At 51.4% G+C, this 24389-nt stretch carries 20 protein-coding genes; 14 read left to right on the forward strand and 6 right to left on the reverse strand.

Features of this window, described 5'->3' with window-relative positions:
• Positions 1–144: 144 nt before the first annotated feature.
• Complete coding sequence (locus I2G69_RS06575) at positions 145–570, reverse strand: hypothetical protein (RefSeq protein WP_195560463.1); 426 nt, start codon at positions 568–570, stop codon at positions 145–147.
• Positions 571–931: 361 nt separating this feature from the next.
• Between I2G69_RS06575 and I2G69_RS06580 the strand changes: the two genes are divergently transcribed.
• From I2G69_RS06580 to I2G69_RS06590, 3 genes are read left to right on the forward strand one after another with little or no spacing between them, the layout of a single operon-like run.
• Positions 932–1234, forward strand: a complete 303-nt coding sequence (locus I2G69_RS06580) for a DUF6809 family protein (RefSeq protein WP_087397577.1) — start codon at positions 932–934, stop codon at positions 1232–1234.
• Between the two features lie 3 nt (positions 1235–1237).
• On the forward strand, positions 1238–2446 hold the full coding sequence (locus I2G69_RS06585) for a tyrosine-type recombinase/integrase (RefSeq protein ID WP_195560464.1): 1209 nt from the start codon (positions 1238–1240) through the stop codon (positions 2444–2446).
• Positions 2439–4022 (forward strand): tyrosine-type recombinase/integrase, encoded by a 1584-nt coding sequence (locus I2G69_RS06590; protein WP_195560465.1) that lies wholly within the window; start codon positions 2439–2441, stop codon positions 4020–4022. Before I2G69_RS06585 ends, I2G69_RS06590 begins: the two co-directional genes overlap by 8 nt.
• Before the next feature lie 178 nt (positions 4023–4200).
• On the opposite strand, the gene I2G69_RS06595 is transcribed toward I2G69_RS06590, so the two are convergent.
• From I2G69_RS06595 to I2G69_RS06605, 3 genes are all read right to left on the reverse strand, one after another.
• Entirely contained in the window at positions 4201–6171 is a 1971-nt protein-coding gene (locus I2G69_RS06595; protein WP_195560466.1) for an oleate hydratase, read from the reverse strand.
• A 149-nt stretch (positions 6172–6320) separates the two neighbouring features.
• Complete coding sequence (locus I2G69_RS06600; RefSeq protein WP_195560467.1) at positions 6321–6881, reverse strand: TetR/AcrR family transcriptional regulator; 561 nt, start codon at positions 6879–6881, stop codon at positions 6321–6323.
• Between the two features lies 1 nt (position 6882).
• Positions 6883–7455, reverse strand: a complete 573-nt coding sequence (locus I2G69_RS06605) for an SGNH/GDSL hydrolase family protein (RefSeq protein ID WP_195560468.1) — start codon at positions 7453–7455, stop codon at positions 6883–6885.
• Positions 7456–8241: 786 nt separating this feature from the next.
• Between I2G69_RS06605 and I2G69_RS06610 the strand changes: the two genes are divergently transcribed.
• The 5 genes from I2G69_RS06610 (at position 8242) to I2G69_RS06630 (ending at position 15092) form a co-directional block, all read left to right on the forward strand.
• Positions 8242–9546, forward strand: coding sequence for an RNA-binding domain-containing protein (locus tag I2G69_RS06610; protein ID WP_195560469.1), 1305 nt, complete (start codon positions 8242–8244; stop codon positions 9544–9546).
• 25 nt (positions 9547–9571) lie between these two features.
• The gene (locus I2G69_RS06615; protein WP_195560470.1) at positions 9572–12502 is read left to right on the forward strand and encodes a TOTE conflict system archaeo-eukaryotic primase domain-containing protein; all 2931 of its coding nucleotides are present in this window, start codon (positions 9572–9574) and stop codon (positions 12500–12502) included.
• A gap of 545 nt (positions 12503–13047) precedes the next feature.
• Positions 13048–13758: a tyrosine-type recombinase/integrase gene (locus I2G69_RS06620; RefSeq protein WP_087287444.1), complete on the forward strand. Its 711-nt coding sequence runs from the start codon at positions 13048–13050 to the stop codon at positions 13756–13758.
• Complete coding sequence (locus tag I2G69_RS06625; RefSeq protein WP_006574959.1) at positions 13755–14723, forward strand: tyrosine-type recombinase/integrase; 969 nt, start codon at positions 13755–13757, stop codon at positions 14721–14723. Before I2G69_RS06620 ends, I2G69_RS06625 begins: the two co-directional genes overlap by 4 nt.
• 54 nt (positions 14724–14777) lie before the next feature.
• Entirely contained in the window at positions 14778–15092 is a 315-nt protein-coding gene (locus tag I2G69_RS06630) for a DUF6809 family protein (protein ID WP_242823752.1), read from the forward strand.
• Positions 15093–15148: 56 nt separating this feature from the next.
• On the opposite strand, the gene I2G69_RS06635 is transcribed toward I2G69_RS06630, so the two are convergent.
• On the reverse strand, positions 15149–15808 hold the full coding sequence (locus I2G69_RS06635; protein ID WP_207740556.1) for an anti-sigma factor family protein: 660 nt from the start codon (positions 15806–15808) through the stop codon (positions 15149–15151).
• Positions 15808–16278, reverse strand: coding sequence for an RNA polymerase sigma factor (locus I2G69_RS06640; RefSeq protein WP_087287448.1), 471 nt, complete (start codon positions 16276–16278; stop codon positions 15808–15810). Before I2G69_RS06640 ends, I2G69_RS06635 begins: the two co-directional genes overlap by 1 nt.
• Before the next feature lie 239 nt (positions 16279–16517).
• Between I2G69_RS06640 and I2G69_RS06645 the strand changes: the two genes are divergently transcribed.
• The 6 genes from I2G69_RS06645 (at position 16518) to I2G69_RS06670 (ending at position 24376) form a co-directional block, all read left to right on the forward strand.
• A complete protein-coding gene (locus I2G69_RS06645) occupies positions 16518–16733 on the forward strand; it encodes a helix-turn-helix domain-containing protein (protein WP_087287451.1) in 216 nt (71 codons plus the stop codon).
• Between the two features lie 89 nt (positions 16734–16822).
• Positions 16823–18601, forward strand: coding sequence for a type I restriction-modification system subunit M (locus I2G69_RS06650; protein ID WP_195560471.1), 1779 nt, complete (start codon positions 16823–16825; stop codon positions 18599–18601).
• On the forward strand, positions 18594–19898 hold the full coding sequence (locus tag I2G69_RS06655) for a restriction endonuclease subunit S (protein WP_087287457.1): 1305 nt from the start codon (positions 18594–18596) through the stop codon (positions 19896–19898). The genes I2G69_RS06650 and I2G69_RS06655 overlap by 8 nt, the downstream gene beginning before the upstream one ends.
• A gap of 121 nt (positions 19899–20019) precedes the next feature.
• Entirely contained in the window at positions 20020–21078 is a 1059-nt protein-coding gene (locus I2G69_RS06660; protein WP_087287460.1) for a hypothetical protein, read from the forward strand.
• A complete protein-coding gene (locus I2G69_RS06665; protein ID WP_087287464.1) occupies positions 21071–21259 on the forward strand; it encodes a hypothetical protein in 189 nt (62 codons plus the stop codon). Before I2G69_RS06660 ends, I2G69_RS06665 begins: the two co-directional genes overlap by 8 nt.
• A 12-nt stretch (positions 21260–21271) precedes the next feature.
• Complete coding sequence (locus I2G69_RS06670; RefSeq protein WP_195560472.1) at positions 21272–24376, forward strand: type I restriction endonuclease subunit R; 3105 nt, start codon at positions 21272–21274, stop codon at positions 24374–24376.
• The last annotated feature ends 13 nt before the right edge of the window (positions 24377–24389 follow it).

The following is a 24389-nucleotide window of genomic DNA, read 5'->3' on the forward strand; positions in this document are numbered from 1 at the left end:
GCTTGTCCTTTTTTCAAGGCTTTCGGACTCCGACAAACGCCACTTCCCAAATAGGCCACACTTTTCCCCTGAGTCCTTCGAGAGCCGCCCCAAAAGGCGCAGGTGGCGCACTGGCGGCTTTGGGCTGGGGTAAGGATTGCCATACTATCCCTCCAATCTTACCGGCTGAGCCGGATTTTGAAAACAGGTGGCTGTCCGCACGAAAAATCGTTGATTCAGAGAAATGGACACGCTTTCCTGCTCTCGGTAGCCAAGGACAAACTTGAACACCATGCCCCAGAAGGCACCGATGGCCTTTTTTACAAAGGGCTCCAGAGCGGCATCCTCCCGACCAGTGATGCGGATAAAATCTTGCTCGTAGTATAACAGAAAGGTCTTGACCGGCGGGATACGCAGCAAATCGTTGCAGAAGATGATGTGTGAGAGCAGTTCCCGATCCCGCACTGCCTCCATACATTTATCCCAATAGGGGCGGTAGTCCGGGGATTCCTGGAATTCTTTGAAATGGCGGTAACAGTCGGGAAAACGGGTCTCCACCTGTTCCGCGATCAGGTAAACAGAAAAAGTCATATATACACCAATCAAATTAACTGATGTATAAATTATAATGAAAAGGTGAGACACAGTCAAGGAAAATTTACGAATGTCCGATCATAATCCTACTTGATAAACACTCCAACAGCCAAATAAGCAAAACATGCCCCAGGTCTGACCGGCGGTACCGGTCGACCTGGGGCTTTTGTCAGGGCTCCGTGTGGTTGATTTTGGTGTAAGTGTGGTGTAAATCGGACAGGAATGCGCCGGAAAGTCCTGAATTGTCAGGGGGTAGAGGGGGCTTCTTTGGTTAATTTTCTGAAAATAGTTGCGGTTGGGGGTGGCTATTTGGAGGAAGTTCGGGTATTGTGTGTTGCTGACAAAGGAGGCGGCACACATGAGAGACACACTGGAAAATCTATACTTTGGAAACATCACCCCCAACGATCAAATCGTCAAATCGGGGACTGCCCTGAAAAAAGCTATGGAACAGTCGGCGGAGTGCGAGGAGAAACTCACCGCTCTGCTGGAGGACAAGGAAAAAACATTGCTGCTCCGGCTCATCAACGCGGAGAATGAGATCGGCAGCACCATGGCCCTGGAGAACTTCATCCTGGGTTTCCGCCTGGGAGTCCGCATGATCCTGGAGGCCCTGGACGAGGACGACGGCAGTCTGCTCGACCCAAATAAGGAGGAATAGCCTATGGCAAAACGCAGGCCGTCCGGCGACGGCATGGTCCGAAAACGGGAGGATGGCCGGTGGGAGGGCCGCATCGTGGTGGGCCACAAACAAAACGGCGAGCCCATCTTTCGGTATGTCCTGGCAAAGACCCAGAAAGAACTGCTGGACAAGCTCCACCGGGACCTGGATGCCTTTCAGGACGTGGAGCTCACCGAAGACAGCCGCATGACCCTGGGCGAGTGGCTGGACCGGTGGATGGAGGACTACGGCACCGCCACCCTGCGGCCCAACACCCTGCGGAGTTATGAGCAGTTCATCCGGTGCTACATCAAGCCCTATCTGGGAAACAAGATTGTCTCCCGGGTGACCCGCATGGACATCCAAAAGCTGTACCGAAAACTGAAACACGAGGGCCGTGTCCGCGAGCACCCGGAATACGGGCACGAGTTGTCGGACACCATGGTGCTCCGCATCCACGCCATGCTCCACCGGTGCCTGAAGGACGCGGAGGCGGCCCATGTGGTCGCCCGGAACCCTACCGACGGGGCCGTGGTGCCCAAGGCCAACCATCGTCCCAAACAGATCCTCACAAAGGAGCAGATGGACATCTTCCTGGCAGCGGTAGACCGCAGCGAGATCTGGCGTGACTTCTTCTACACGGAGCTGACCACCGGCCTGCGGCGGGGCGAGATCTGCGGTCTCATGTGGCAGGACTTCGATGAGAAGGCCGGAACGCTGAGGGTCCTTCGGTCGGTAAATGTCCCCAAGGCCGGAGAGCTGGAGATCGGCGAGACGAAGACCAGCCAGGGCCGGCGGACCATTCGTCTGCCGCCCAGCACCGTCCAGCGGCTGAAGGAGCGGAAAAAGCACGCCGTCAGTCAGTGGATTTTCCCGGAACCTCTGGCTCCGGAGAAGCCGGTACGCCCCAGTGCCGCCTACTACTGGATGAAGCGAATCTTAAGAGAGGCGGGGCTGCCTGCGATCCGATTCCACGATTTAAGGCACACTTTTGCCACCCACGCCCTCACCAGCGGCGTGGACGCCAAGACCCTGTCCGGTATCCTGGGCCACACCAACGCCAGCTTCACCCTGGACACCTACACCCACGTGACGCCGGACATGCAGCAGGAGGCCAGCCACATCGTGGGCGGTTTCCTGGAAGATCTCCTGGGGGAAGACCTGAAACCGTGGCAAAGAGACAGGCCGGAGGGAGGTGCCCGCCATGGGTAAGCGGCGTAAAAAGGGCGAGGGCTCCGTCCGCCAGCGGAAGGACGTCCGCTGGGAGGGCCGGGTGGTCATCGGCTACGACGAGAAGGGCCTGCCCAGGACAAAGAATGTCCTGGCCAAAACAAAGCGGGAGTGCCAGGAGAAACTGAAGCAGCTTCGGGAGACGGTGACCGGCTCCAGGACGGAGAAGGTCCGGCCGGAGATGCCCTTCGGGGAGTGGCTGGACTTCTGGTATCAGAACTATGTGAAACCACAGATCCGCCCCACCACCCAGGCCAACTACGAGGCGAAAATCTATCAGCACATCATCCCGGAACTGGGGAAGATTCCCCTGAACCAGCTGGCCCAGAAGGACCTCCAGCAGTTCTATGCCCGGATGAAAACGGGTGGACGGCTCATCCGCACGGAGCAGTTCGGCAAAGGGCTGTCCGACTCCATGGTGCGCGGTCTCCACGCCGCCTGCCGGTCCGCTCTGGAGAAGGCCGTGCAGGAGGATCTGATCCGCACCAACCCGGCGGTGGGCTGCAAGCTACCGCCCAAGCGGGGCCGGGAGATGCAGGTGCTGGGCCGGGAGGAGCTCCAGCGGTTCCTCATCCAGGCCCAGGCGGAGGGATACTTTGAGTTGTTCCTTCTGGACTTATGCACCGGCCTGCGCCGAGGAGAGCTACTGGCTCTCCAGTGGGACGATCTGGATTTCAAGACTGGGGCCCTGACCGTGAACAAGCAGGTCTATGAGGTGAAGGGACAGCTCCAGGTGAGCGTCCCAAAGACCCGCGCCTCCATCCGCAGGCTGGTTCTGCCGCCAGGCGTGGTGGAGGTGCTGCGGCAGTATCAGGAGACGGTGGACTCCCGGTGGATGTTCCCCTCGCCGGTCAAAGAGGACGTGCCCATGACGCCGGGCGCGGTGCGCCGGCGGCTCCAGATCATTCTGGAGCGGGCCGGGTGTAAGAAAATCAGATTTCATGATTTGCGCCATACGTTTGCCACCCTGTCCCTGGAAAACGGCATGGATGTGAAGACCCTCTCCGCCATGCTGGGTCATGTGTCGGCCGCCACTACCCTGGACATCTATACCCACGTCACCGGGGACATGCAGAGCGAGGCCGCGGCGAAGATCGACCGGGGGCTGGGCAACGACGAGGTACAGGAGGAATCCGCGCAGACAGAGCAAAACTCGGCCACAGACTTCCAGCCGGTGCTGAGAAAGACCCGGAAGCCCGGCACCGGGTGCATCTCTCAGATCAATGACCACCTGTTTGAGGGGCGCTACTCCCCCACCTGGCCGGACGGCACCAAGCACTCCAAATGCGTCTACGCCCACGCTCGGGAGGAGTGCGAGGCGAAGCTAAAGGTGCTGATCCAGCAGATGAATACGGAGCGGCAGGCCCTACGGGACCAGATGCGGGGTATCACCCCGCCAGACAAGCTCACAAAAACCCAGAAGAAGATCTGGATGTACATGAAGTTCCACCCCGATGTGGTCAGCTACCGGGCCATCGCCAGAGGCGCCGGGGTGACCCGGCATACGGCGGCCAAGTGGTATGAGATGATCAGGGGGATGCTGGGGCGGGAAATCTGAATAGAGGAGGATCGTATCATAACTCGATACGATCCTCTTTCATTTGTCATTATATCAATGTTTTCAATCTCATGACGGGCGATAATCTTTGAGAAGGAGTCCCCGGTTAGGGATGAAAGTATTCTGGGTAACGGTCGTCTCCTCGGTTTTCAGGACGCAGAAGGGCAAAAAGCAACGGTCACATGCCGTCCCGGAGCACGTCCTGATCCCGCAAGACTTTCTCGATGACAGTACCCCGGATTGCTTTCAGCAGAGGCTTTTTCAGCAGCTCCAGAGGACCGGGCAGCGAAACCTCCAGCGGGGACCTGCCGTCCATCAGGCAGACGGTGCTGTGCAGCAGCTCCCGGATGTCGTACACGCTGCCCCACACCTCGGGCACCCCCCGGTCCACCCCCAGCAGGCCGTAGACGGCCTCCATGGCGGTGCGCACGGAGTACTCGGTGGTGAAAACGGTGTCCCGGGGGGTGTCGGCAAACTGGCCCAGGAAGGCGAAGTTCACGCAGCCGTCGGGGATCACATCGGGCCGGTCCCCCCTGGTCCGGGGCATGAAAAAGGCGGTGATGTAGGGCATCATAGTGGGCACGCACACGGCGCTGTGGGCGGCCAGGTCCGGGATCTGCTCCACCGGCACGCCGATGTGGTAGAGCCACTCCTGGGTGATCTCCTTCCCGGTACAGTCCTTCATGGGCTTTTTCACATAGTCGCCGGGCACGTCGGTAAAGAGGCCGTACACCCAGACGCACACCTTCTCCGGCTCCTGCTCCTTAAACTGCCCCTGGCGGTTGATGGTCCAGCTCAGCAGCCACTTGGAGTCCTGACAGCTGACGATACCACCGGTGACCACCTTCCCGGTGCGGGGGTCCCGCTTGCAGATGTTGGTGATATAGGGGAGGATCTTGTCGTCCAAAGTGGTGATGGTGGCCGACTCCCAGTTGGTCTTGGAGATGTCGGAGCAGAACTTCTCCGGCCGTCCAAAGGCGGGGTCCTGCCTGGCAATGTTCTTCCACAGATTCCAGCAGCCGCTGGTGCGCACCTCCGCGTCCCCGTTGGGGGCGTGGTCCTGGTCACCGTAGATGGTCCCCTCGGTGCAGGAGCCGTTGGTGACAAACACCAGGTCGTTCTCCGTGAGGACGATGCCCTGCTCCGCGCCGTTGACCCGGCACTCGATGGCGGTGGCCGTCTTTCTGCCGTCCCGGATGTCGAAGATCACGTTGGTGACCTCGGTGCCGAAGCGGAAGTCCACCCCGGCCTCCTCCAGGTACTTCTGCATGGGCAGGATCAGGGACTCGTACTGGTTGTACCGGGTAAATTTCAAGGCGCTGAAGTCGGGGAGTCCCGCGATGTGGTGGATGAAGCGCTGGAAGTAGAGCTTCATCTCCAGGGCGCTGTGCCAGTTCTCAAAGGCAAACATGGTCCGCCAGTACAGCCAGAAGGTGGAGGAGAACACCTCGTCGTCAAAGACGTCCTCGATGGTCTTGTCGTACAGGTCCTCGTCCGGGGTCATAAAGAGCTTCATGATCTCCATGCAGCCCTTCTGGCTCAGGTTGAATTTCCCTTCGGTGCGGGCATCCCGGCCCCGGTCCACCGTGGCCCGGCACAGGGAGTAGTTGGGGTCGTGCTTGTTGAGCCAGTAAAACTCGTCCAGCACCGAGGCCCCCGGCTTCTCCAGGGAGGGGATGGAGCGGAACAGGTCCCACAGACACTCGAAGTGGTCCTCCATCTCCCGGCCGCCCCGCATCACATAGCCCCGGCTGGGGTCGAAGATGCCGTCGCAGGCACCGCCGGCCACGTCCATGGCCTCCAGGATGTGGATGTGGTCCCCGGGCATCTGCCCGTCCCGCACCAGGAAGCAGGCCGCCGCCAGGGCCGCCAGGCCGCTGCCCACAATGTAGGCGCTCTTGTTCTCCACGCCCTCCGGCTTCTCCGGCCGGGCAAAGGCCTCATAGTTGCCGTTGGTATAATAGATGCCCTTGCGGTTTTTCTCATGTTTCCCCAGCTCCGTATTCCGATAGGAGGCCGAAGCGCAGGTTTCAGGCCCGGACTTCTCCACCGCCTTTTGGCCGCCCGCCCCCTTCTTTGCCAGGACTACCGCCGCGCCCGCTCCAGCTACAGCCGCCGCTGCAGTCAGTGCTCCCAATTTCTTATTCATGTCAGATACCGCCTTTCCGATCCTGCCGCTTCTGCGGGCCGGATTCATTTTGATGGCTTGATTTTACTCCCTGCAAAGCATTTCTTCTATTTACAATCCGGGCCCGATGATCAAAAACTAATCATCGGGCCCGGATTGTAAAGCGGCTCTTATTCTGTTTCCGAAAAATTTCGGATGGCGTTGGCGATACTGCCCCGCATGGCGGCGCTGATCTTTCCCGTCAACACCTGGGGATCGTCGGTCATTCCTTGGCGAATCCAGTCCAGCATAACCCCTACAAAACTGTACTTGTAAAATTCCGCAATAAAGGACTTATCCTCCTCAGAGATGGCCGTCCCCCGGCTCTGCTCTTCCACCACGCCCCGGATCAGGCCATAGGTCAGCTGGTAGAGGAACCGCTCCATCTGCTCCCGGCTGATACAGCGGTAGGCGTTGAGGATGAAGGGCTTGTTTTCCAGCACCGCCTCAAAGATCTGCAAAAGCCCCTCCTGCCAGGTCTCGTAGGTCTTCTTCCCCTGGAGGGCCTTGGACGCGTCCTCGATGCAGGCCCACTCCACCAGGTCGTAGATGTCCTGGAAGTGGTAGTAGAAGGCCATGCGGCTGATGCCGCAGTCCTCGGTGATGTCCCGGATGGTAATCTTGTCCAGGGGCTTTTTCAGCAGCATATGCTTCAGGGATTCCTCCAGAGCCTGCTTTGTGGTGTTTGGCATATTACTGCGCCTCCTTTTCGTGCTGCTGGATCACTGCCGCAATGGTCTCCGCCGCAATATGAGAGCCCAGCTCACTGGGATGAACGCCATCGGCAGCATAGAGGTCCTGGGGATCGGACCACTCGTAAAACCGTCGGCCCACATCGGCGATCAGGGCGTTATTTTCCAGTGCCGCTTTGTGGTAGGCCTCGGACAGCTTTTGGGCCATCTCGTCGTAGTCCCAGCCCTTGTCCGTCAGCTTGGCCCCGCCCTTCTGGTAGGTCCAGGTGGCGAACAAAATGGGGACTGCCCCGTTTGCCCGAATCTGCCGGCAAAGCTGCTCCACGCTGGAAAAGAAGCTCTTGGGGGCGGTGATGGGGCCGTGGCTCATCTCCTGGAGCACCACATAGTCCCACTTCTCCTTTTGGAGCGCCGCCTGGGTCTGACTGCCCAGCCTGGTGCTGGGGTTCAGCTGTTCCGACAGCCGCGCCCCGCCCCGGGTGTGGTGGACCACCTCCGCCCCGGTCAGGTTGGCCAGCATCTGGGGCATATTATTGGTAAAGATAAAACTGTTGCCCAGCATGAGAATGCGCATGGCACTGCTCCTTACTCGTTTATTTCACTGCTTCCAACTGCCATTATACACGGCCCCGCCGAGAGGAACAAGGCCAGGAAGCGCGATGGGCCTATCAGATTTTGCGACGCAAGATACAAAGATAAAAAGATAAGGCTACGGCCGCGTGAACTGATCGTGAATGGGTGGTCATGACCACATGTTTCAAAAATTGTGCAGTTTGCTTTTGCCTCCTTTCGGAACGAATTGTGGCGGAGACGGACAAGAAACTATATTTACAACGAAAATCCAAAACAAATCCGCGAAAGTGAGTTGACCACATTTGAGGCCTTATTTATGCAGAACGCCAAACAAATTATTGTCGAAAAAGTTACAAAAACCGCCTCAAAACATCAGTTTTGAGGCGGTTTTTGGTCCGAGTGGGGAGACTCGAACTCCCGGCATCTTGCTCCCAAACGTGTGTCAGAACTTTCAAACAGCACTCTGCCGCCCTCTTTGACGCTTTCCGTTGCTCCGCCAGTTCCTCTTTAGAACTCTTTTGCCCTGCTTGTTTCAAGAAAATCTTTCGTCTTTTGGGATTTGTGTGGGATTGGATTCTGTATATTAAGATGTTCCGTCCGGTTTTAGGGGGCGATGACAGGACGGTTCATCTCAGAGCAGAGGCGCAGGAAATGCGCCGCATAAACAAAGAAATACTCTGGGCCGTGGGCTTTGACAACACGGAATAATTTTCTTGTCAGATGAATACAAATTGACAAGAATGACAAGAATGATTATAATGACAACTAAGAAAAGGAGGCGCTGTGTATGGCATTTGTTGAGAGTGAAGTTGTTGAACTGAAAGCAGAGGTCGTGGGAGATATCTGCAAAGAAGTCATTGCCTTTGCCAATACAAAAGGCGGTACGCTGTATATTGGTGTCAGCGACGATGGAAGTGTTGTGGGAGTCAAAAACGCCGACCAAGTCATTTTGCAGCTGAACAATATGATTCGAGATTCCATCAAGCCTGATGTGACAATGTTTGTGGGCTACGAAACCCAACATGTCGGCGACAAGGATATCATTGCTGTGACCATTCAAAAAGGGACCGACCGGCCCTATTATCTGGGCAGTAAGGGGTTGAAACCCAGTGGGGTCTATGTCAGAAACGGCACATCTTCTGACCCGGCTACAGATACTGCGATCCGAAGAATGATCAAAGAAACCGATGGTGACAGCTTCGAATCCATGCGTTCGCTGGAACAGAACCTCAGCTTTGAAGCGGCAGAGAAGCAATTTGAAAAGCAGAACATCCCATTTGATACTGCAAAAATGCAGACTCTTGGAATGATTTCTGCGGATGGTATCTACTCCAATGTGGCGCTCCTCCTGTCCGATCAGTGTCCCAGCACCATCAAGGCGGCAACCTTCTCTGGGGAAGATAAAGGAAGCTTTCAGGACAGAAGAGAATTTGGCGGTTCGCTGTTTCAGCAAATGGAGGAGTTGTACAGCTATCTGGATCTGCGTAACCAGACAAAGGCAACTTTTGATGGGCTATACCGAATCGACACACGGGATTATCCGGAAGATGCCCTGCGGGAAGCGCTGCTGAACTCGCTGATCCATAGAGACTATTCTTTCCGTGCAAGCACCCTGGTCAGTGTATATGCCGACAGGATCGAATTTGTCTCTGTAGGTGGACTGCCCTCCGGCATTGAACTGGACGACATCATGCTGGGACTCTCGGTTTGCCGAAACCCCAAGCTGGCAGCTATATTTTATCGTCTGCAGTTGATTGAGGCATACGGCACCGGTATGCCTAAAATTATGAACGCCTACACGGAGACGGAATTGAAGCCAAAAATCGAGGTATCGAGCAACGCATTCAAAATCACGCTGCCAAACAGGAACGCCGGCACAAATCATACACAGACACCGGTTGGTACGCTCAAAAGTGAAGAGAAACGGATCTTGGATTTCATTGGTTCCAATGGTCATATCGTGCGCAGTGATGTGGATCAGCTTCTGGATGTAAGCCAGGCCACAGCCAACCGAATTCTGAAACAAATGGTCGCCGAGGGCCTGATTTATCAGGATGGAAACGGCAGGAAAACAAAGTATAGACGGAAGTAACTGCTGGTGTGGAGGGGGGCTGTGTATGAATCGAAAAGCGATTATCAGTGGCCGGGAGTATGCGCTTCTTGAAATCGTCCCGTCTCTGGATGGAGGGCGGGCGCTGCTTCTCTGTGAAGATGAAAACGGCAAAAGAGCAGTATGCTCCGAGCCGCTGTGGCGCAGCTGTGCGCTAACGGATGTGCAGTCTGCTCCGGTTCACGCACACAGCTCCTCACAGGAGAAAATCGAGTATTTCCTCTCTGTTTTCAAAGGGCGGGAAGATGTATATGCACGCCGATATCACAGCACGACCACCGGGAAAACCGGTTACACCCCAGTCTGTAAAAATGAATGGGTGCATGGCCTGTGTGATAAAAAGAAATACAGGTGCGTAGAGTGCCCCAACCGTGAGTTTCGGCCACTCACGGCCGATGTGGTCAAGGCGCATTTGATGGGCCGTGATGCTTTGTGCAGAGATGTGGCGGCAATCTATCCGATGCTGGAGGACAACAGGACCTGGCTGTTGGCTGCGGATTTTGATGAAGAAAACTGGAAGCTTGATGTGACTGCATTTTGCAAATCCTGCAAAGAAGCAGGACTTGTACCAGCAGTGGAACGCTCCCGTTCCGGAAACGGCGCACATATCTGGTTTTTCTTTTCGGAGCCTGTTTCTGCCGCCGATGCCAGGCGCTTGGGGACCGGTTTGCTGACCCGAACCATGTCGTGCAGACATGAGCTATCCTTTTCATCCTATGACCGGTTGTTCCCGTCTCAGGATATTGTGCCGAAGGGCGGTTTTGGGAATTTGATTGCCCTGCCATTTCAAGGCCAGGCGCAGAAAGACGGAAATTCTCTGTTTGTGGATGATCACTTTGAGCCTTATCCCGATCAGTGGGCGTTTCTGTCCTCCCTGCCCAAAATTACACCGGAACAGTTGGAAGAATGTCTGGGGAAACTATGTCATCATGGCGACATGGGAGAACTGGAAGATGCTGGGGATAAGCAAGTGCCATGGAAGCGCAAGCGAACCCAGACAAAACTGACACACAGAGATTTTCCGCTGCAGGTAAGCCTGTATAGTTCCAATCTGATCTATATTGAGAAAAAAGACTTCTCTCAAAGGGCATTGAATACGCTCAAGAGACTTGCGGCGTTTCCAAATCCGGAATTTCGCTCCAAGCAAGCCATGCGCATTTCCGTTTATGGCGTTCCTCGTGTTCTGGACTGCGGCTATGAAGATGAGGAATACATCGGCCTTCCCCGTGGTTGCATGGATGAGATTCTGGGGTTATTTGATCAATATGAAATCCCTGTCATTCTGGAAGATCACAGATCACTGGGACGTTCCATTGATGTGGAATTCAATGGGGTGCTGCGCCCAGAACAGGAACCTGCTGCCCAGGCCCTGCTTGCCGCAGACATGGGCGTTCTCTCAGCAACTACTGCGTTTGGAAAAACTGTGATTGGCGCCTATCTGATTGGACAGCGCAAAGTCAATACTCTGGTATTGGTGCAGTCCAGCGCATTGCTGGAACAGTGGAAATCCTCGCTGGAACAATTTCTGAATGTTCATGAGGTTCTGCCGGAACTTCCAAAAAAGCGCGGCAGGAAGAAAAAACAGTACCTCATTGGCCAAATCGGCAGCGGAAAGAATTCCCGCAGTGGGATTGTCGATATTGCCACCATGCAGTCCCTGCTTGAGGGAGAAGAAAAGACGGTAAAGTCTTTTGTGACAGAGTACGGAATGGTCATTGTAGATGAGTGCCATCATGTGGCCGCATTCACCTTCGAAACCGTGCTGAAAGCAGTTGAAGCCAAATATGTTTACGGTTTGTCTGCTACTCCTGTCCGCAAGGACGGTCATCATCCCATCATCTTTATGCAGTGCGGCCCTGTCCGGTATTTGGTGGACGCCAAAAGTCAGGCAGAAAAGCGAAGCTTTTCTCACATTGTAATTCCCAGATTTACACGCATGAGGCTACCAAATGCCAATGGGATTCAGGATATGTACGTCGGAGTAATTGAAAATCAAAACAGGAACGAACTGTTGGTGTCAGACACTTTGAAGTTGATACAGGAGGGGCGTACACCGATTCTGCTGACGGAGCGGAAGGAACACGCTGTATTGCTTGCTGGTTGTCTGTCGGATCAAGTGAAAAATGTCTTTCTGCTTATTGGTAGTGAGAAGCAAAAGGATAAGCGCGAAAAGCTGGCAGCATTGCAGAATGTGTCTGACGATGAGGACGTGGTGGTCGTTGCCACCGGAAAGTATATTGGAGAGGGATTTGACTCTCCGCGGCTGGACACCTTGCTTCTGGCGATGCCCATATCGTGGAAAGGTACATTGGCACAGTATGCCGGACGTCTCCATAGAAATTATGAAGGAAAGCAGGAAGCTCGCATCTATGATTATGTGGATATCCATGTTCCCACCCTGGAGCGGATGTATCATAAACGCCTGAAGGGCTATGCGGAACTGGGATATCAGGTCAAATTCGGTGCAGCGGATCAGTCTGTCAGCGTGATTTACGACGGATACTCATCTATGCTTCCCTTTGAGCAGGACCTGGATGATGCCGCCCGCAGCGTGGTTATCGTCAGTCCTTATCTGCAAAAAGGCAGAATCGTGAAACTTCTTCCCTCTTTACAGAAGGCGGTTGCTTCCGGTGTCGAAATTGCGATCCATACCAGAACGGCAGATAGCAGAGAACTATCAAATCAAGAAAGTGTGTGTGAAGCGATCAAGATGATGAGGCAGACAGGTATTGTGGTCCATACGCACAAAGAACTGAATCAGCGGTATGCCGTCGTTGATGAAAGCGTTGTGTGGTATGGCGGCGTGGATTTTCTTGCGTTTGGCAGAAAAGATACGGATGTGCTTCGGTTCAAAAATCCAGACATTGCCGGTGAGTTCCTGGCACTTTCTGGTCATGCAGAAAGCGAACAGCTTGTCATGGAAGATGTTTCTATGTAGGGGTCGTCTTCGGGATATTTCCGCATTTGGGATTACACGAAATGGAGAAAAGGGGTAGAGAAAAACCGCTGCTTTCTGCTGCTTTTCAATGCTCTTTAACCCTGTTTGGCAGTGTTTGGTCCGGCGTGTGGGGTTCGAATGTCTGGGAATGCGGTCCCAAATGTGTGTCTGAACCTTCAGCTGGTACTCTACCGCCCTCTTTGGCCCTTTCCTCTGCTTGGGCAGTTCCTCTTTAACACTCTTTTGCCCTGCTTGTTTCAAGAAACCCTTTCGTCTTTTGGGATTTGTGTGGGATTAGATTCTGTGTATTAAAAGATGTTCCGCCAGATTTGAGGGGCGATGACAGGCCAATCACCTCAGAGCAGAGGCGCAGAAACTGCGCCGCATAAACAAAGAATAAAGCACTCTTTGCAAGCAGCCAGTAAAGTTAACTCATTTTACCATGCCGCCGCGCAAAAGACAACAAAGGCATACACGGGGCAATAAAGTAGTGGCTATTTCTCTCTTTCTGTGGTATTGTTCGTTTGCCAAAAGGAGGCGACGATATGCAGAAAGAAACTAACCTCACGGTAGGCCGGTGGTGCGACCGCTGGTTTTACGAGAATCAGGTCAGATGGAGCGGCAGCACTGTGGGCGGATACCGCAACCTGATCTACCGCCACATCCTCCCCGGAATCGGGGATATCCGGCTGGCGGAGCTATCAGAAGGCACCGTCACCAGTTTCTATGATAGCCTGCGGAACCAGGGACTGAGCACAAGAAGCGTCTGGTGCGTCCATCTGCTCCTGCGGCGCTGCATGGACGAAGCGGCCCGCGACCAGCGTATCCCCTACAACCCGGTGCGGCTTTGTCAGGAGCCACAAGCAGAAGCGTATAAAACTGCTCCCTTGCGCCTGGGGCAGCTCCAGCGGTACCTGAACGCAGCGGAACAACTGGGCGCACTCCCTCTCATCTACACAGGACTATCCAGCGGCCTGCGACAATGTGAACTCATCACCTTGTCGTGGGCCGATTTTCATGTCCGCTGCCGGTACATACTCAAGGGACAGCGCCTGCTGACCCTCAACAGCAGGGCGGAGCATCTTCTGGAACGGATACCGGAAACCGGCCGCCATGTGTTTCTCAACCCCAAGACCGGAGCGCCGTACCAGCTCCACGAGTTTTACTATCTGCACAAGCGGATTCTAAAACAAGCAGGGCTTCCGTGGGTGGCCTTCCGGAACCTGCAGCGTCAGTGCATGGAGGTGGGGATATGACGCTGAAAGACTATATTCTCCGCTGGCAGGAGGTCTACGACAAGAACCAGAGCCGTCCGACCACATACGCAGCTCATGGCTACCTCTTCAAGAACCACATTCTCCCCGGACTTGGGGAGATCCAGCTCTCTGAATTGACTGTAGAGCAAGTCGGAGATTTCCTGGAGGAGCGAAAACGCTTTGGCGGTCACCGTCCGGAAAGCCCTGAATACCCAGGGCTGGGGGAGCATACCATGCGGCACATCCACCGGCTGCTCCAGCAATGTCTGGATCAGGCGATCCGAGATGGGCTGATAGCGGACAACCCCGCCCGAGCATTTCACCACCCAAAGCCCAAGAAGGTCAGCGCCAATGTGCTGACGCCCGCAGAAGTGGAGGACTATCTGGACGCAGCGGAGCGGTTGGGCCACCTCCCCATGTTCTTGCTGGCGCTGACGGTGGGACTTCGGCAAGGCGAACTGATTGCCCTAAAATGGAGCGACCTGGATGTAAAAGCGCGGACGCTGACTATCACCGAGAAACGCTCAGTGGAACGGCGGGAGCTGGTGGAATACGGAAATGATACCAGAACCGTCAGTCTAACGGAGGAAGTCGTTAAGCTCCTGCGCTTGGAACATGCCAAACACTCGAGAAGTCCGCTCATGTTCATGCACCCGGCCACCCAGAAGCCCTACTCACCCCAGATGGTGCGCCGGCTGCACAATGAGATCATCCAAGAGGCCGGGCTGGATCACATCCGGTTTGCGGATCTCCGGCACACCTGCGCCGTCCTGTCGCTGAAAAACGGAATGGACACGAAAGAGGTTTCTCAGATGCTGGGCCACTTCAGGATCGCAATGACGCGGCAGAACTATGCACCATACCTGGCCCATACTGCCGCCAAAAGCGAAAGCAAGCCCAATGAAGCATCCACGGAAGATCTTAGGAAAGCGGCAAATATTCTGGATAATCTTTTGAAATTCTGATGGATATTCTGCGGAAGGTGTGGTATATGTTTGGGTCACAAGGAGATGATGACGATGGAAAACAAACTGCTCAAAGAGCTGTATGATTACTTTTATGTCCGCCCGGAGCTTGACGAACAGGAGAACGAAGTGGAGGAGTGCCACAAAGCATTGATCGAGGCGCTGGCAAAGCCGGAACGCAAGCTGGTGCTACGAATCATTGATGCCCAGAACTTGATCATAGAACAGACCTCCCTCGACAGTTTTATTGCTGGCTTTGAACTGGCGTGGAGGCTCTCAATAGAACTGCAAAATGACGAAAACGAGCGCTCATTCTCCTATCGGACCAGGAGAACGGGCGCTCGTTGTGTATGGGAAGACGAAATATAAAATGAGCCTGGGCAGCCCTCGAAAAGCTGCCCAGGCATTCTGCTTGTAGGCTTGGTTCAGCGTTCCCACAGAAGGACCGCATCCGCCACAGCCTGCTCAAATTCGGCCTGCGCCAGACCGGGGAGTTCCAGATAATCTCCCACCAAATAGTAGACCGCATCCACCTGCCGATCTACTTGATAGGTAGCTGTCTCAAAGTCGGTCAGCAGACCGTTGCCGATGCACAAATGTCCCTCACGATCCGGCATCACATCTGAGCGAAGGGTGCGGTCAAAATAGAGGAAAACAGCATTCCGTCCGTTCACCTCCCGGCTGAAGCCGTGGAAAGAATCGTAGCTTCCGCCGTGATAGTAGAGGTCGATCACCTCATCCACCGCAAGCTCTGCCGTCACCAGACCGTCCGTATAGGATATCGGCTGCGGAACATCGGCCGCACCCGCCAAAACAATGGAGAAGATCAGCATGACCGCCACGGCGATCAGGACCGCCCGCCGACGCCCACGGGAAAACTTCTTCTTCACTCCCTGAAGAACACGGGCTTCCGTTTCCGACTCCTGAGAGAGCGAGGGGACGGGAGCATCCTCCTTCATTTCCGCCAAACAGGCGCGGCATTCCTGGCATTGTGCCACATGGGCTTCGATCTCCTGCTTGCTGGCCTCGCTGCACAGCCCGTCGCAGTACAGGGGCAGCAGGTCGCGGATGATATCACATTTCATTATAATCCCTCCTTGATTTTCTGTTTCGCACGATAATAAGTCACTCTGGCCCAGTTTTCAGATTTGCCGAACAATTCGCCGATCTGAGTATAGGGTAGTTCTGCAAAGACCCGCAGGGTAAATACTTCCCGATATGGCTCTGGCAGAGCATGGAGTCGCTGATGGATCTGGCGAGCGTTTTCCTGGATGAGCAGATCCTCTTCTACATTCTGAGGGGAAGGCATCTGCTCCAGGGCCTCATCTCCGGCCTGCCGTTTTGCCTTTCTCAAGTAGGAAAGCCAACAGTTCTTTCCGATTTGGCACAGCCATACGGACAGCCTGCATTTTCCTTGAAAGGAGGCACTGTGTTCAATGGCACGACAGAAGGTCTCCTGGGTCAATTCTTCTGCCAACGCTTGGTTCCCACAGAGTCCTGTCAGATAGCGGTACACCACGGGGAACTGCTCCTTGTACAGTTGGTCAAAATCCATCCACACCACCTCGCTTTCTGCCTATATGACGCACATCAATGCGGGTTGTTACAGAATTTTTATGAATTGACCCAGAGCACATGGTATCTCCAAAAGTTATTTAGAAGCTGTGTTTGATTTGAAACAAGTGTCTGAAAATAAAAGCAAAAATCTGAAAAATGGATTTTTAATAGACAAAGCGCTCCGCCTTTGCTAAAATTATTCCATATAAGTATAAACCCAGCACATGAGGTGTTATTATGACCGTTTGCTACAATAAACTGTGGAAACTCTTGATTGATAAGAATATGAAAAAGAAGGATCTGCGCCTGGCTACAGGTATTTCTACCACTGCTCTTGCCAAACTGGGCAAGAATGAGCATGTCAGCACGGAGATCCTCACTAAGATCTGCAAAGCACTGGACTGTGATTTTTGCGATATTATCGAGCTGGTGAAGGAGAAAAATGACGATTGACTATAAGTCCGTTTTTAAGGACAGACAAATCTGTAGACTGCTATTATGAGGAATTAGTATCTTTTCCAAACAATCCCGGAGGTAAAAATATGTCAATGAATAAACTGCAACAGCAGACAAATGCAAATATACAGGCAAAAGCGAATCTGATTTGGGAAATTGCTACCCACTTAGTAGGACTATTTAAACCCCATGAATACGGTAAGGTCATTCTGCCTATGACGGTGCTGAAGCGTTTTGATGATGCCCTGAGGCCAATCAAAGCTTCCGTTGTAGAAATGGCAGAGAAACTGGATGCACAGCATGTTGAAGGTGCTGCCCGTGATGGCATCCTGTGTCGCATCTCTGGCTTTGACTTCTACAATACCAGCAATTATGATTTTGCAAAGTTGATTGCTGACCCGGATAATGTGGAGATCAATTTTGAAGCATATTTGCAGGGCTTTTCCTCCAATATCAAAGATATCATCGACAACTTTGACTTTGCGAATACTGTAAAGCTAATGGTCAAAGGTGGCGTTCTATTCGTGACGCTTCAGGAGTTCAACTCAGCAAAGGCTGACATGTCCCCGGAGAAGATTACCTCCGCCGACATGGGCTACATTTTTGAAGAACTAATTCGAAAATTTTCTGAATCTTATGATGAGCAAGCCGGAGCCCACTTTACCAGTCGGGATATTATTTATCTGATGACGGAGCTCCTGGTTGCCCCAGAAAAGACGCAAATTATGGAGGAGGGCTGTACTAAGACGGCATATGATATGGCCATGGGCACATCTCAGATGTTGGGGTGCCTGACTGAGCGACTTCATTCTATTAGCGAGGAGGCCGTGCTAACCTGCTTCGGACAGGAGTTCAACCCCGAAACCTACGCTATTGCAAAGGCGGATATGCTCATCAAGGGCGGCAATGCATCCGGAATGAAGTACGGTGACACATTGAGCGATGATGCCTTTAGCGGTTATGAGTTTGACTATATCATCTCCAATCCTCCGTTCGGCATTGACTGGAAACGTGAAAAAGTTCAGGTGGAGGCGGAGGCCAAGCGCGGCTATGACGGCCGGTTTGGTCCGGGACTGCCTGCCATCTCCGATGGACAGATGCTCTTCTTGCTCAATGGAGTAAAGAAGCTGAAGGAGGGCTCCGGCAGAATGGCAATCATTCAGAATGGGTCTTCTCTATTTACCGGTGATGCGGGTTCCGGCGCATCTGAAATCCGCCGGTTTGTAATTGAAGGTGACCTGGTGGATACTATCATTCAGTTGCCAACCGATCTGTTTTACAATACTGGAATTACAACCTATATTTGGGTACTTACCAAAGGCAAAGATGTGTACCGCAGAGGAAAGGTACAACTCATCGACGCCAGCAAATGTTTCGTGAAGCGCCGCAAGAACATTGGGTCTAAACGAGTTGATCTGGATGATGTTTGCATTGATCTTATCCTTAGAGCTTATGAGGGTTTTGAAAATGAAATTTATAAAGAAGACGATCTTGTAGTAGAGTCCAAAGTATTTGAAAATAGTTTCTTCGGTTTCACAAAGGTAACGGTGGAGACCGCCCAGGCAGACAAGGACGGCAAGCCCATCCTGAAGAAAGGCAAGAAACAACCAGTCAAGGGAGCATCCGATACGGAAATCATCCCCTTGTCCGAAGATAGCGAAGAATACATGAAAAAGAATGTTCTGCCGTATAACCCTCTGGCCTACATCGACCCGGCAAAGGATAAAATTGGCTATGAGGTACCCTTTACCCGCCTGTTCTATAAGTTTGAGGCACCAGCATCCTCTGATTCCATTTTCGAGGAGATTAAGGCTCTGGAGGCAGAAGAAACAATTCTGATGAAGGAGTTGTTTGGAAATGCGTGAAATGAAGGACAGTGGTGTTGCATGGATTGATAATATCCCAAAGGACTGGGCTATCATTCCCCTTAAAATGGTAGCAGAGTACAGGAAAGGGTTGTCTATTACAAAAGCTGATTTGTCCGAAACAGGGATACCAGTTGTTAGCTATGGGCAAATCCACTCCAAGCTGAATAGTGGAACACATCTTAGTGATAACTTAATTCGTTTTGTTTCGCCGTCCTATTTAAGCAGCAACCCATCATCAATAGGGAAATATGGCGATTTATTATTTGCAGATACCTCTGAAGATTATGAGGGAATCGGAAATGCCGTCTACCTTGATACTTCGGAATGCGTTTTTGCAGGATATCACACTATTATTGTGCGGCCAACAATTGACATGGAGAGGAAGTATTTGGCCTATCTTTGCCGCTCAGATTGTTGGAGAAGCCAACTCCGTGCAAGGGCATTTGGAATCAAGGTTTATAGTGTGACGCAGACAATGCTTAAAAGCGTTTCAATCTTGCTGCCACCTACAAGTGAACAGCAAAAAATTGTATCCATCCTTGATTTGAAATGCTGTCAAATTAATGATCTCATTGCCAACGGAGAAGCCCAAATTGAAAAATTGAAGCAATACAAGCAAAGTGTGATTGCCGAGGTCGTCACGAAGGGACTTGACCCAACGGTGCCAATGAAAGACAGCGGTGTTGCATGGATTGGGGATATTCCAGCGCATTGGGAAGTAAAAAGAGGAAAGGCACTGTTCCAAGAAACCGAAGCAAGATCCATTGATGGAAGCGAAGAATTACTGACCGTATCACAATATACAGGTATTACTCCGAGATCGCAGAAGAATGTAAATATGTTTGAGGCCCTCACTTTAGAAGGATATAAGATATGCGAAATTGGAGATATTGCCGCAAATACAATGTGGTTATGGGCTGGAGCGATTGGTGTTTCTAAATATCGTGGGGTGATCAGCCCTTCTTACAATGTGTATAGACAAAAATCCAGCGAATATGTACCTGAGTATTTAGACATTCTTTTGAGGGCACCCATGCTGGTTCAAGAATACGCTTCATTGTCGACTGGCATTAGAGTTTCTCGCCTTCGGTGTTATCCCAAGGATTTCTTGAATATAAGGTTCCCTGTACCGCCGTTAAAGGAACAAGAAAAAATACTCTGTTTCTTTGCCAAGAAATTTGCAGCTGTGGATCGTCTGATTTCCATCAAGCAAGACAAAATTGAAAAGTTGGAACAGTATAAGCGTTCTCTGATTTATGAGTATGTTACTGGAAAGAAAGAGGTAACTGTATAAGCTCCCTGGGGATAAATACGAAGAAACTCCAGGATGCCTTCAAAGAGCTCCTAAGGTTAACTCTGGCGCGAAAAAAACAAGGTATATTATGACCACAATAATATCTCATGGAGGTATCCTAATGGATGAATTGATTCCCGACAAAGCAGGTAGCATGCCAGTTGAAATACCGCAGGATGCGATGCCCGTCCCGGAAGAGGGAAAGTGCCTATACATTACCCAAGAAAGCAAAGGCTTTGACTTCCAAGCCATTTTGGGCCAAGTTATTCAATGCGTAAATATGGGTGAAATTCTGGCCGAGATCAAAGCTGGAACACAGTATGTGGTTCAGATTCCTGCCGAGTTCCAAGCAGCCTATGAATCTGGCGAGATGTTTATCATGGAAAACATGAAGACCGGCAAAAAGTGGCCCAGCCTGATGAAGATCGCCGAAAACGGAAAGAAGCAGGTTGTGACACCTCTTCCTATTGCGGAGCAGGCAATCGTTCAAGGTAATCCGATACAAGAATTAGCCAATAGTCATCATAATATCCTGATGCAACAGCAGATGGCAAGGCTAACCGAAATGGTAGAGCGCACATATCGTGTGGTCGAGCAAATAAAGCACGGCCAGATGGATGATCGCATCGGTCTGCTGGAAGCTGGTAAAAACGGCTTAATCCTGGCAATGTCTATGCCAGAAGGTGAAGAACGTAACCGGCAGATCAACTCCAGCAGACAGAATCTCCTTATCGCTCAGGCGCAGATTAAAAAGACTCTTGAACGCCGCGCTGGCGAATTTGAACCACTGCCCAAATCAGGGCTAATCCGATTCATGCGCGAGGTTGCCCATAGTGGCTATTTGGCAGAAAAAAGCCGAGCGGTTCAGGAAATGCAGGACTATTATGATTTGTATTTGCAGGCAACCAAGTTACTTGCAGCCTCTTATGCCATGTGCGGAAATTTGGAGACAGCAGAACAAACTTTTCTATTGAGTGAAGATGCTATTCAGTCTATCGATTTCAGCAAAGTGGAAACCATACGCTATCAGCATAAGGCATTGACAGATATGTTCTATTCACACCCTGCCAGGTATATTGACACAGAACGGGTTGCATGCCTTGAGAAGGCAAGGCGTTATGATTATATGGCCATTGAGGTCAGCGGAGAGAAATTGTTGGAGGCGTTGGGAAATGGATAAACAGTTTAAAAAGCAGAAACTGGATAGTAAAGATTACAAGGGTATGGAACAGGGCGCAAAGTATCTGAAGTGTGGGGTTGGATTGGCCGCGTCTATCGCGCTTTTTGTTAAAAATAAGGATAATCTAAAAGCCATCGGAAAGAGTGCCCTCAAATTTACAGGCCGGGTCATAAAGATATAAGGGGCGTATATTATGGACAAAAGTGAAAAACGGTTTGAGCGAGATATCGAATCCTTCCTTATTTCACCCGAAGGTGGCTATATCCAGTTTTGTGGGCAAGATACTGAAGGCAACTGGGTACATACTCGACAGCATGATATTTCCAGGTGCATCTACATGGATGTGCTCTGTGAATTTATAGCAAAGACCCAGCCCAAGGAATGGGCCAAGTACACCAAATATTATGGCACTAATGCTGAGGACAAATTGTATCACCGTTTGGAGACTACCATCTCAAATCAAGGTCTGCTGTATGTACTGCGAAACGGCATCGAGGATATGGGCTGCAAACTGAAAGTCTGCTTTTTCAAACCGGAGTCTGAACTGAACCCTATTGCTACCGAGCGATATGAAGCCAATATCCTCGGATGCACCCGCCAATTCCGCTATTCCACGGCTAACACTAACACTATTGATATGGTACTTTCCGTTAACGGCATCCCTATTGTGGCGCTGGAATTAAAGAACCAGCTCACTGGTCAGGATTACATTTGTGCCATTAATCAATATAAGAATGACCGCAATTCCAAAGAGTTTGCGTTTCGCTTAAACCACCGCTTTCTGGCCTACTTTGCCGTTGACCTGTATGAAGTATGGATGACTACTCAGCTTACGGACAGCAGTACTCACTTTCTGCCATTCAACCGGGGCTCCAACGGTGCAGGTGTAAATGGTGGTGCGGGTAATCCCACAAACCCTAAGGGCTATGCCACCAGTTATCTGTGGGAAGAAGTGCTGCAACGAGACAGTCTAATGGATCTGATCCACCGTTTCATTTCCTTTGTAAAAGAAAAAGAAGAAGTGGTCAAGAACGGTATCAGCAAAACAGTCACCAAGGAAAAGATGATTTTTCCTCGTTATCATCAATACGATGTGGTGCGTAAGATTATGGCTGATGTGCGGCAAAACGGCGTTGGCACAAACTATCTGATCCAGCACTCCGCAGGCTCCGGCAAATCCAATTCCATTGCGTGGATTGCTTATCGTCTTGCTTCTATCCATGATGCGGAAAACAACGGTTTGTTCGATTCTGTTATTGTGGTCACCAACCGCGTGGTACTGGACAGCCAGTTGCAGGATACCATCAATAGCTTTGAACATCAGGTAGGCTTGGTAGAGGCGATTGACGATAAAAAGAATTCCCGCAGTCTTGCGGAAGCGATTAATGATAAAAAGAGAATCATCATCTGTACTATCCAAAAATTTCTTTTTGCAAAGAAGGATATCGAGAAGTTCCGTGGGCGCAAGTTTGCAATCATCATTGATGAGGCCCACCAGGGGCAGAATGGTGAAAGCGCAAAATCCCTGCGCCGCAGTCTGATCGACATCGGTGTTGCGGTCAAAGAATATGCAGAAGAAGCCGGAATTGAAGAGGAAGAAGTGGATCTGACTGACGAGTATATCAATGCAGTCATCGGTCAGGGCAGACACGATAATCAGTCCTTCTTTGCCTTCACAGCCACTCCTAAGGCACAAACATTGGAATCCTTCGGTACTGTGGTAGGAACAACCCCAGAGGGGGAACTCATAAAGGCTCCGTTCCATGTGTATTCCATGCGCCAAGCCATTGAAGAAGGATACATTTTGGATGTGCTGGCGAACTATACTACAGTTAAAGAGGCATTTAAGTTGATTCGTGTCTCTGAGGATAATCCAGAACTCATTGAGGGACAGGCATCCCGTGCACTGTTCAAGTATTACAAGCAACATGGCTATACTATTGCCCAGAAGACGGAAATGATTATGACCAATTTCCTGGAAAACTGCCGTTATCAGATTAACGGTAAGGGCAAAGCTATGGTCGTTGCAGATAGCCGAGCAAACGCAGTCCGATATTATCTTGCCATAAAGAAATATCTCACTGACCATGCAGAGCAATGCGTAGGCAGTGATGTGATGATTGCATTCTCCGGTGAAGTAACCTTGGACGACTATCCAAGCGAGAAACCTTTCACTGAGGCTACTATGAATCTGGACGAAAACGGCAAGTACATAACGACCGACAAGAAATTCCGTAAGGTGTTCCATAGTAGCCAGTACAATATCTTGGTAGTCGCAAATAAGTATCAGACCGGCTTTGATGAGCCGCTGCTACACACTATGTATGTGGATAAGAAACTGCGTGATGTGACCGCGGTTCAGACACTCTCTCGCCTCAATCGTACTACTTTTGGAAAGAACAGTACATTTGTCCTGGATTTTGAGAACACTGAGGAGGATATCAAAGGTGCTTTCCTGCCGTACTATGAGACCACAATGCTTGAAGGTATCACTGATTTGAACCGAGTATATGACCTCCGCAATAAGATTCGGGACTTTATGCTCTACAATTTCGAGGATGTGGAGACTTTCAACAAAATTATGGCAGCTCAGACGGATAAAAATCAGGATGCTGCCGCGCTTGGTAGACTGGCAGGTATGTTCCGGCCTGTGATCGCTCGATATATGGATTTAAGTGAGGATGATCGCTATACCCTCCGAGACTATGTGCGTAAGTTCAACAAAGCGTATGCTTTTGTTACCCAGCTGGTGCGGCTCCATGACAGGGATCTGTTCAATGAATATCAATATACGCTGCATTTGATAAAACTTCTTCCCAAAACAAGCGGTGATGAATTTGTTGACATCGAGGATAAAAGTAAGCTGGAGTATGCTTCTCTCACGGAAACTTTCCGCGGAGCAATTGTCCTGAATGAAAAGCCACCCGCATTTGTGCCCGGAGGTAGTACCGCTCCAAAGGTGCTAAATAAAAAGAAAGATACTCTCCAAAGTATCATTGACAAGGTAAATGAACGCTTCAGCGGCAACTTTACTGATGCCGACCGAGTTATTATCGAAGGCATCTATCAGATGTTCATGAAGGACTCAGAGGTCAAAAAGTTTAGAAAATATGCCAAGGACAATAGCACCGAAATGTTCGTGCGTTCTCTTTTCCCAGATAAATTTCGCGACATCGTGACACAGTGCTTTTTGGACAACAATGATTCTTTTGCAAAGTTGTTTAATGACCCTGACTTTTATCAGAAGGTCCAGGATGCTATGGCTGCAGAATTGTACAAGGCGTTGAGAAAGGAATAGTACAATGTGTCAA

This window comes from Anaeromassilibacillus sp. D41t1_190614_C2, from assembly GCF_015558525.1.
GTDB lineage: Bacteria > Bacillota > Clostridia > Oscillospirales > Acutalibacteraceae > Anaeromassilibacillus > Anaeromassilibacillus stercoravium.

Bases quoted from the DNA above. Each gene is read 5' to 3' on its own strand.
- I2G69_RS06625 (WP_006574959.1), top strand. From the start codon at position 13,755: ATGACGCTGAAAGACTATATTCTCCGCTGGCAGGAGGTCTACGACAAG.
- I2G69_RS06615 (WP_195560470.1), top strand. From the start codon at position 9,572: ATGAATCGAAAAGCGATTATCAGTGGCCGGGAGTATGCGCTTCTTGAA.
- I2G69_RS06610 (WP_195560469.1), top strand. From the start codon at position 8,242: ATGGCATTTGTTGAGAGTGAAGTTGTTGAACTGAAAGCAGAGGTCGTG.
- I2G69_RS06635 (WP_207740556.1), bottom strand. From the start codon at position 15,808: ATGAAATGTGATATCATCCGCGACCTGCTGCCCCTGTACTGCGACGGG.
- I2G69_RS06575 (WP_195560463.1), bottom strand. From the start codon at position 570: ATGACTTTTTCTGTTTACCTGATCGCGGAACAGGTGGAGACCCGTTTT.
- I2G69_RS06605 (WP_195560468.1), bottom strand. From the start codon at position 7,455: ATGCGCATTCTCATGCTGGGCAACAGTTTTATCTTTACCAATAATATG.
- I2G69_RS06665 (WP_087287464.1), top strand. From the start codon at position 21,071: ATGGATAAACAGTTTAAAAAGCAGAAACTGGATAGTAAAGATTACAAG.
- I2G69_RS06580 (WP_087397577.1), top strand. From the start codon at position 932: ATGAGAGACACACTGGAAAATCTATACTTTGGAAACATCACCCCCAAC.
- I2G69_RS06670 (WP_195560472.1), top strand. From the start codon at position 21,272: ATGGACAAAAGTGAAAAACGGTTTGAGCGAGATATCGAATCCTTCCTT.
- I2G69_RS06590 (WP_195560465.1), top strand. From the start codon at position 2,439: ATGGGTAAGCGGCGTAAAAAGGGCGAGGGCTCCGTCCGCCAGCGGAAG.
- I2G69_RS06655 (WP_087287457.1), top strand. From the start codon at position 18,594: ATGCGTGAAATGAAGGACAGTGGTGTTGCATGGATTGATAATATCCCA.
- I2G69_RS06640 (WP_087287448.1), bottom strand. From the start codon at position 16,278: ATGGATTTTGACCAACTGTACAAGGAGCAGTTCCCCGTGGTGTACCGC.
- I2G69_RS06630 (WP_242823752.1), top strand. From the start codon at position 14,778: ATGGAAAACAAACTGCTCAAAGAGCTGTATGATTACTTTTATGTCCGC.
- I2G69_RS06650 (WP_195560471.1), top strand. From the start codon at position 16,823: ATGTCAATGAATAAACTGCAACAGCAGACAAATGCAAATATACAGGCA.
- I2G69_RS06660 (WP_087287460.1), top strand. From the start codon at position 20,020: ATGGATGAATTGATTCCCGACAAAGCAGGTAGCATGCCAGTTGAAATA.
- I2G69_RS06585 (WP_195560464.1), top strand. From the start codon at position 1,238: ATGGCAAAACGCAGGCCGTCCGGCGACGGCATGGTCCGAAAACGGGAG.
- I2G69_RS06645 (WP_087287451.1), top strand. From the start codon at position 16,518: ATGACCGTTTGCTACAATAAACTGTGGAAACTCTTGATTGATAAGAAT.
- I2G69_RS06620 (WP_087287444.1), top strand. From the start codon at position 13,048: ATGCAGAAAGAAACTAACCTCACGGTAGGCCGGTGGTGCGACCGCTGG.
- I2G69_RS06600 (WP_195560467.1), bottom strand. From the start codon at position 6,881: ATGCCAAACACCACAAAGCAGGCTCTGGAGGAATCCCTGAAGCATATG.
- I2G69_RS06595 (WP_195560466.1), bottom strand. From the start codon at position 6,171: ATGAATAAGAAATTGGGAGCACTGACTGCAGCGGCGGCTGTAGCTGGA.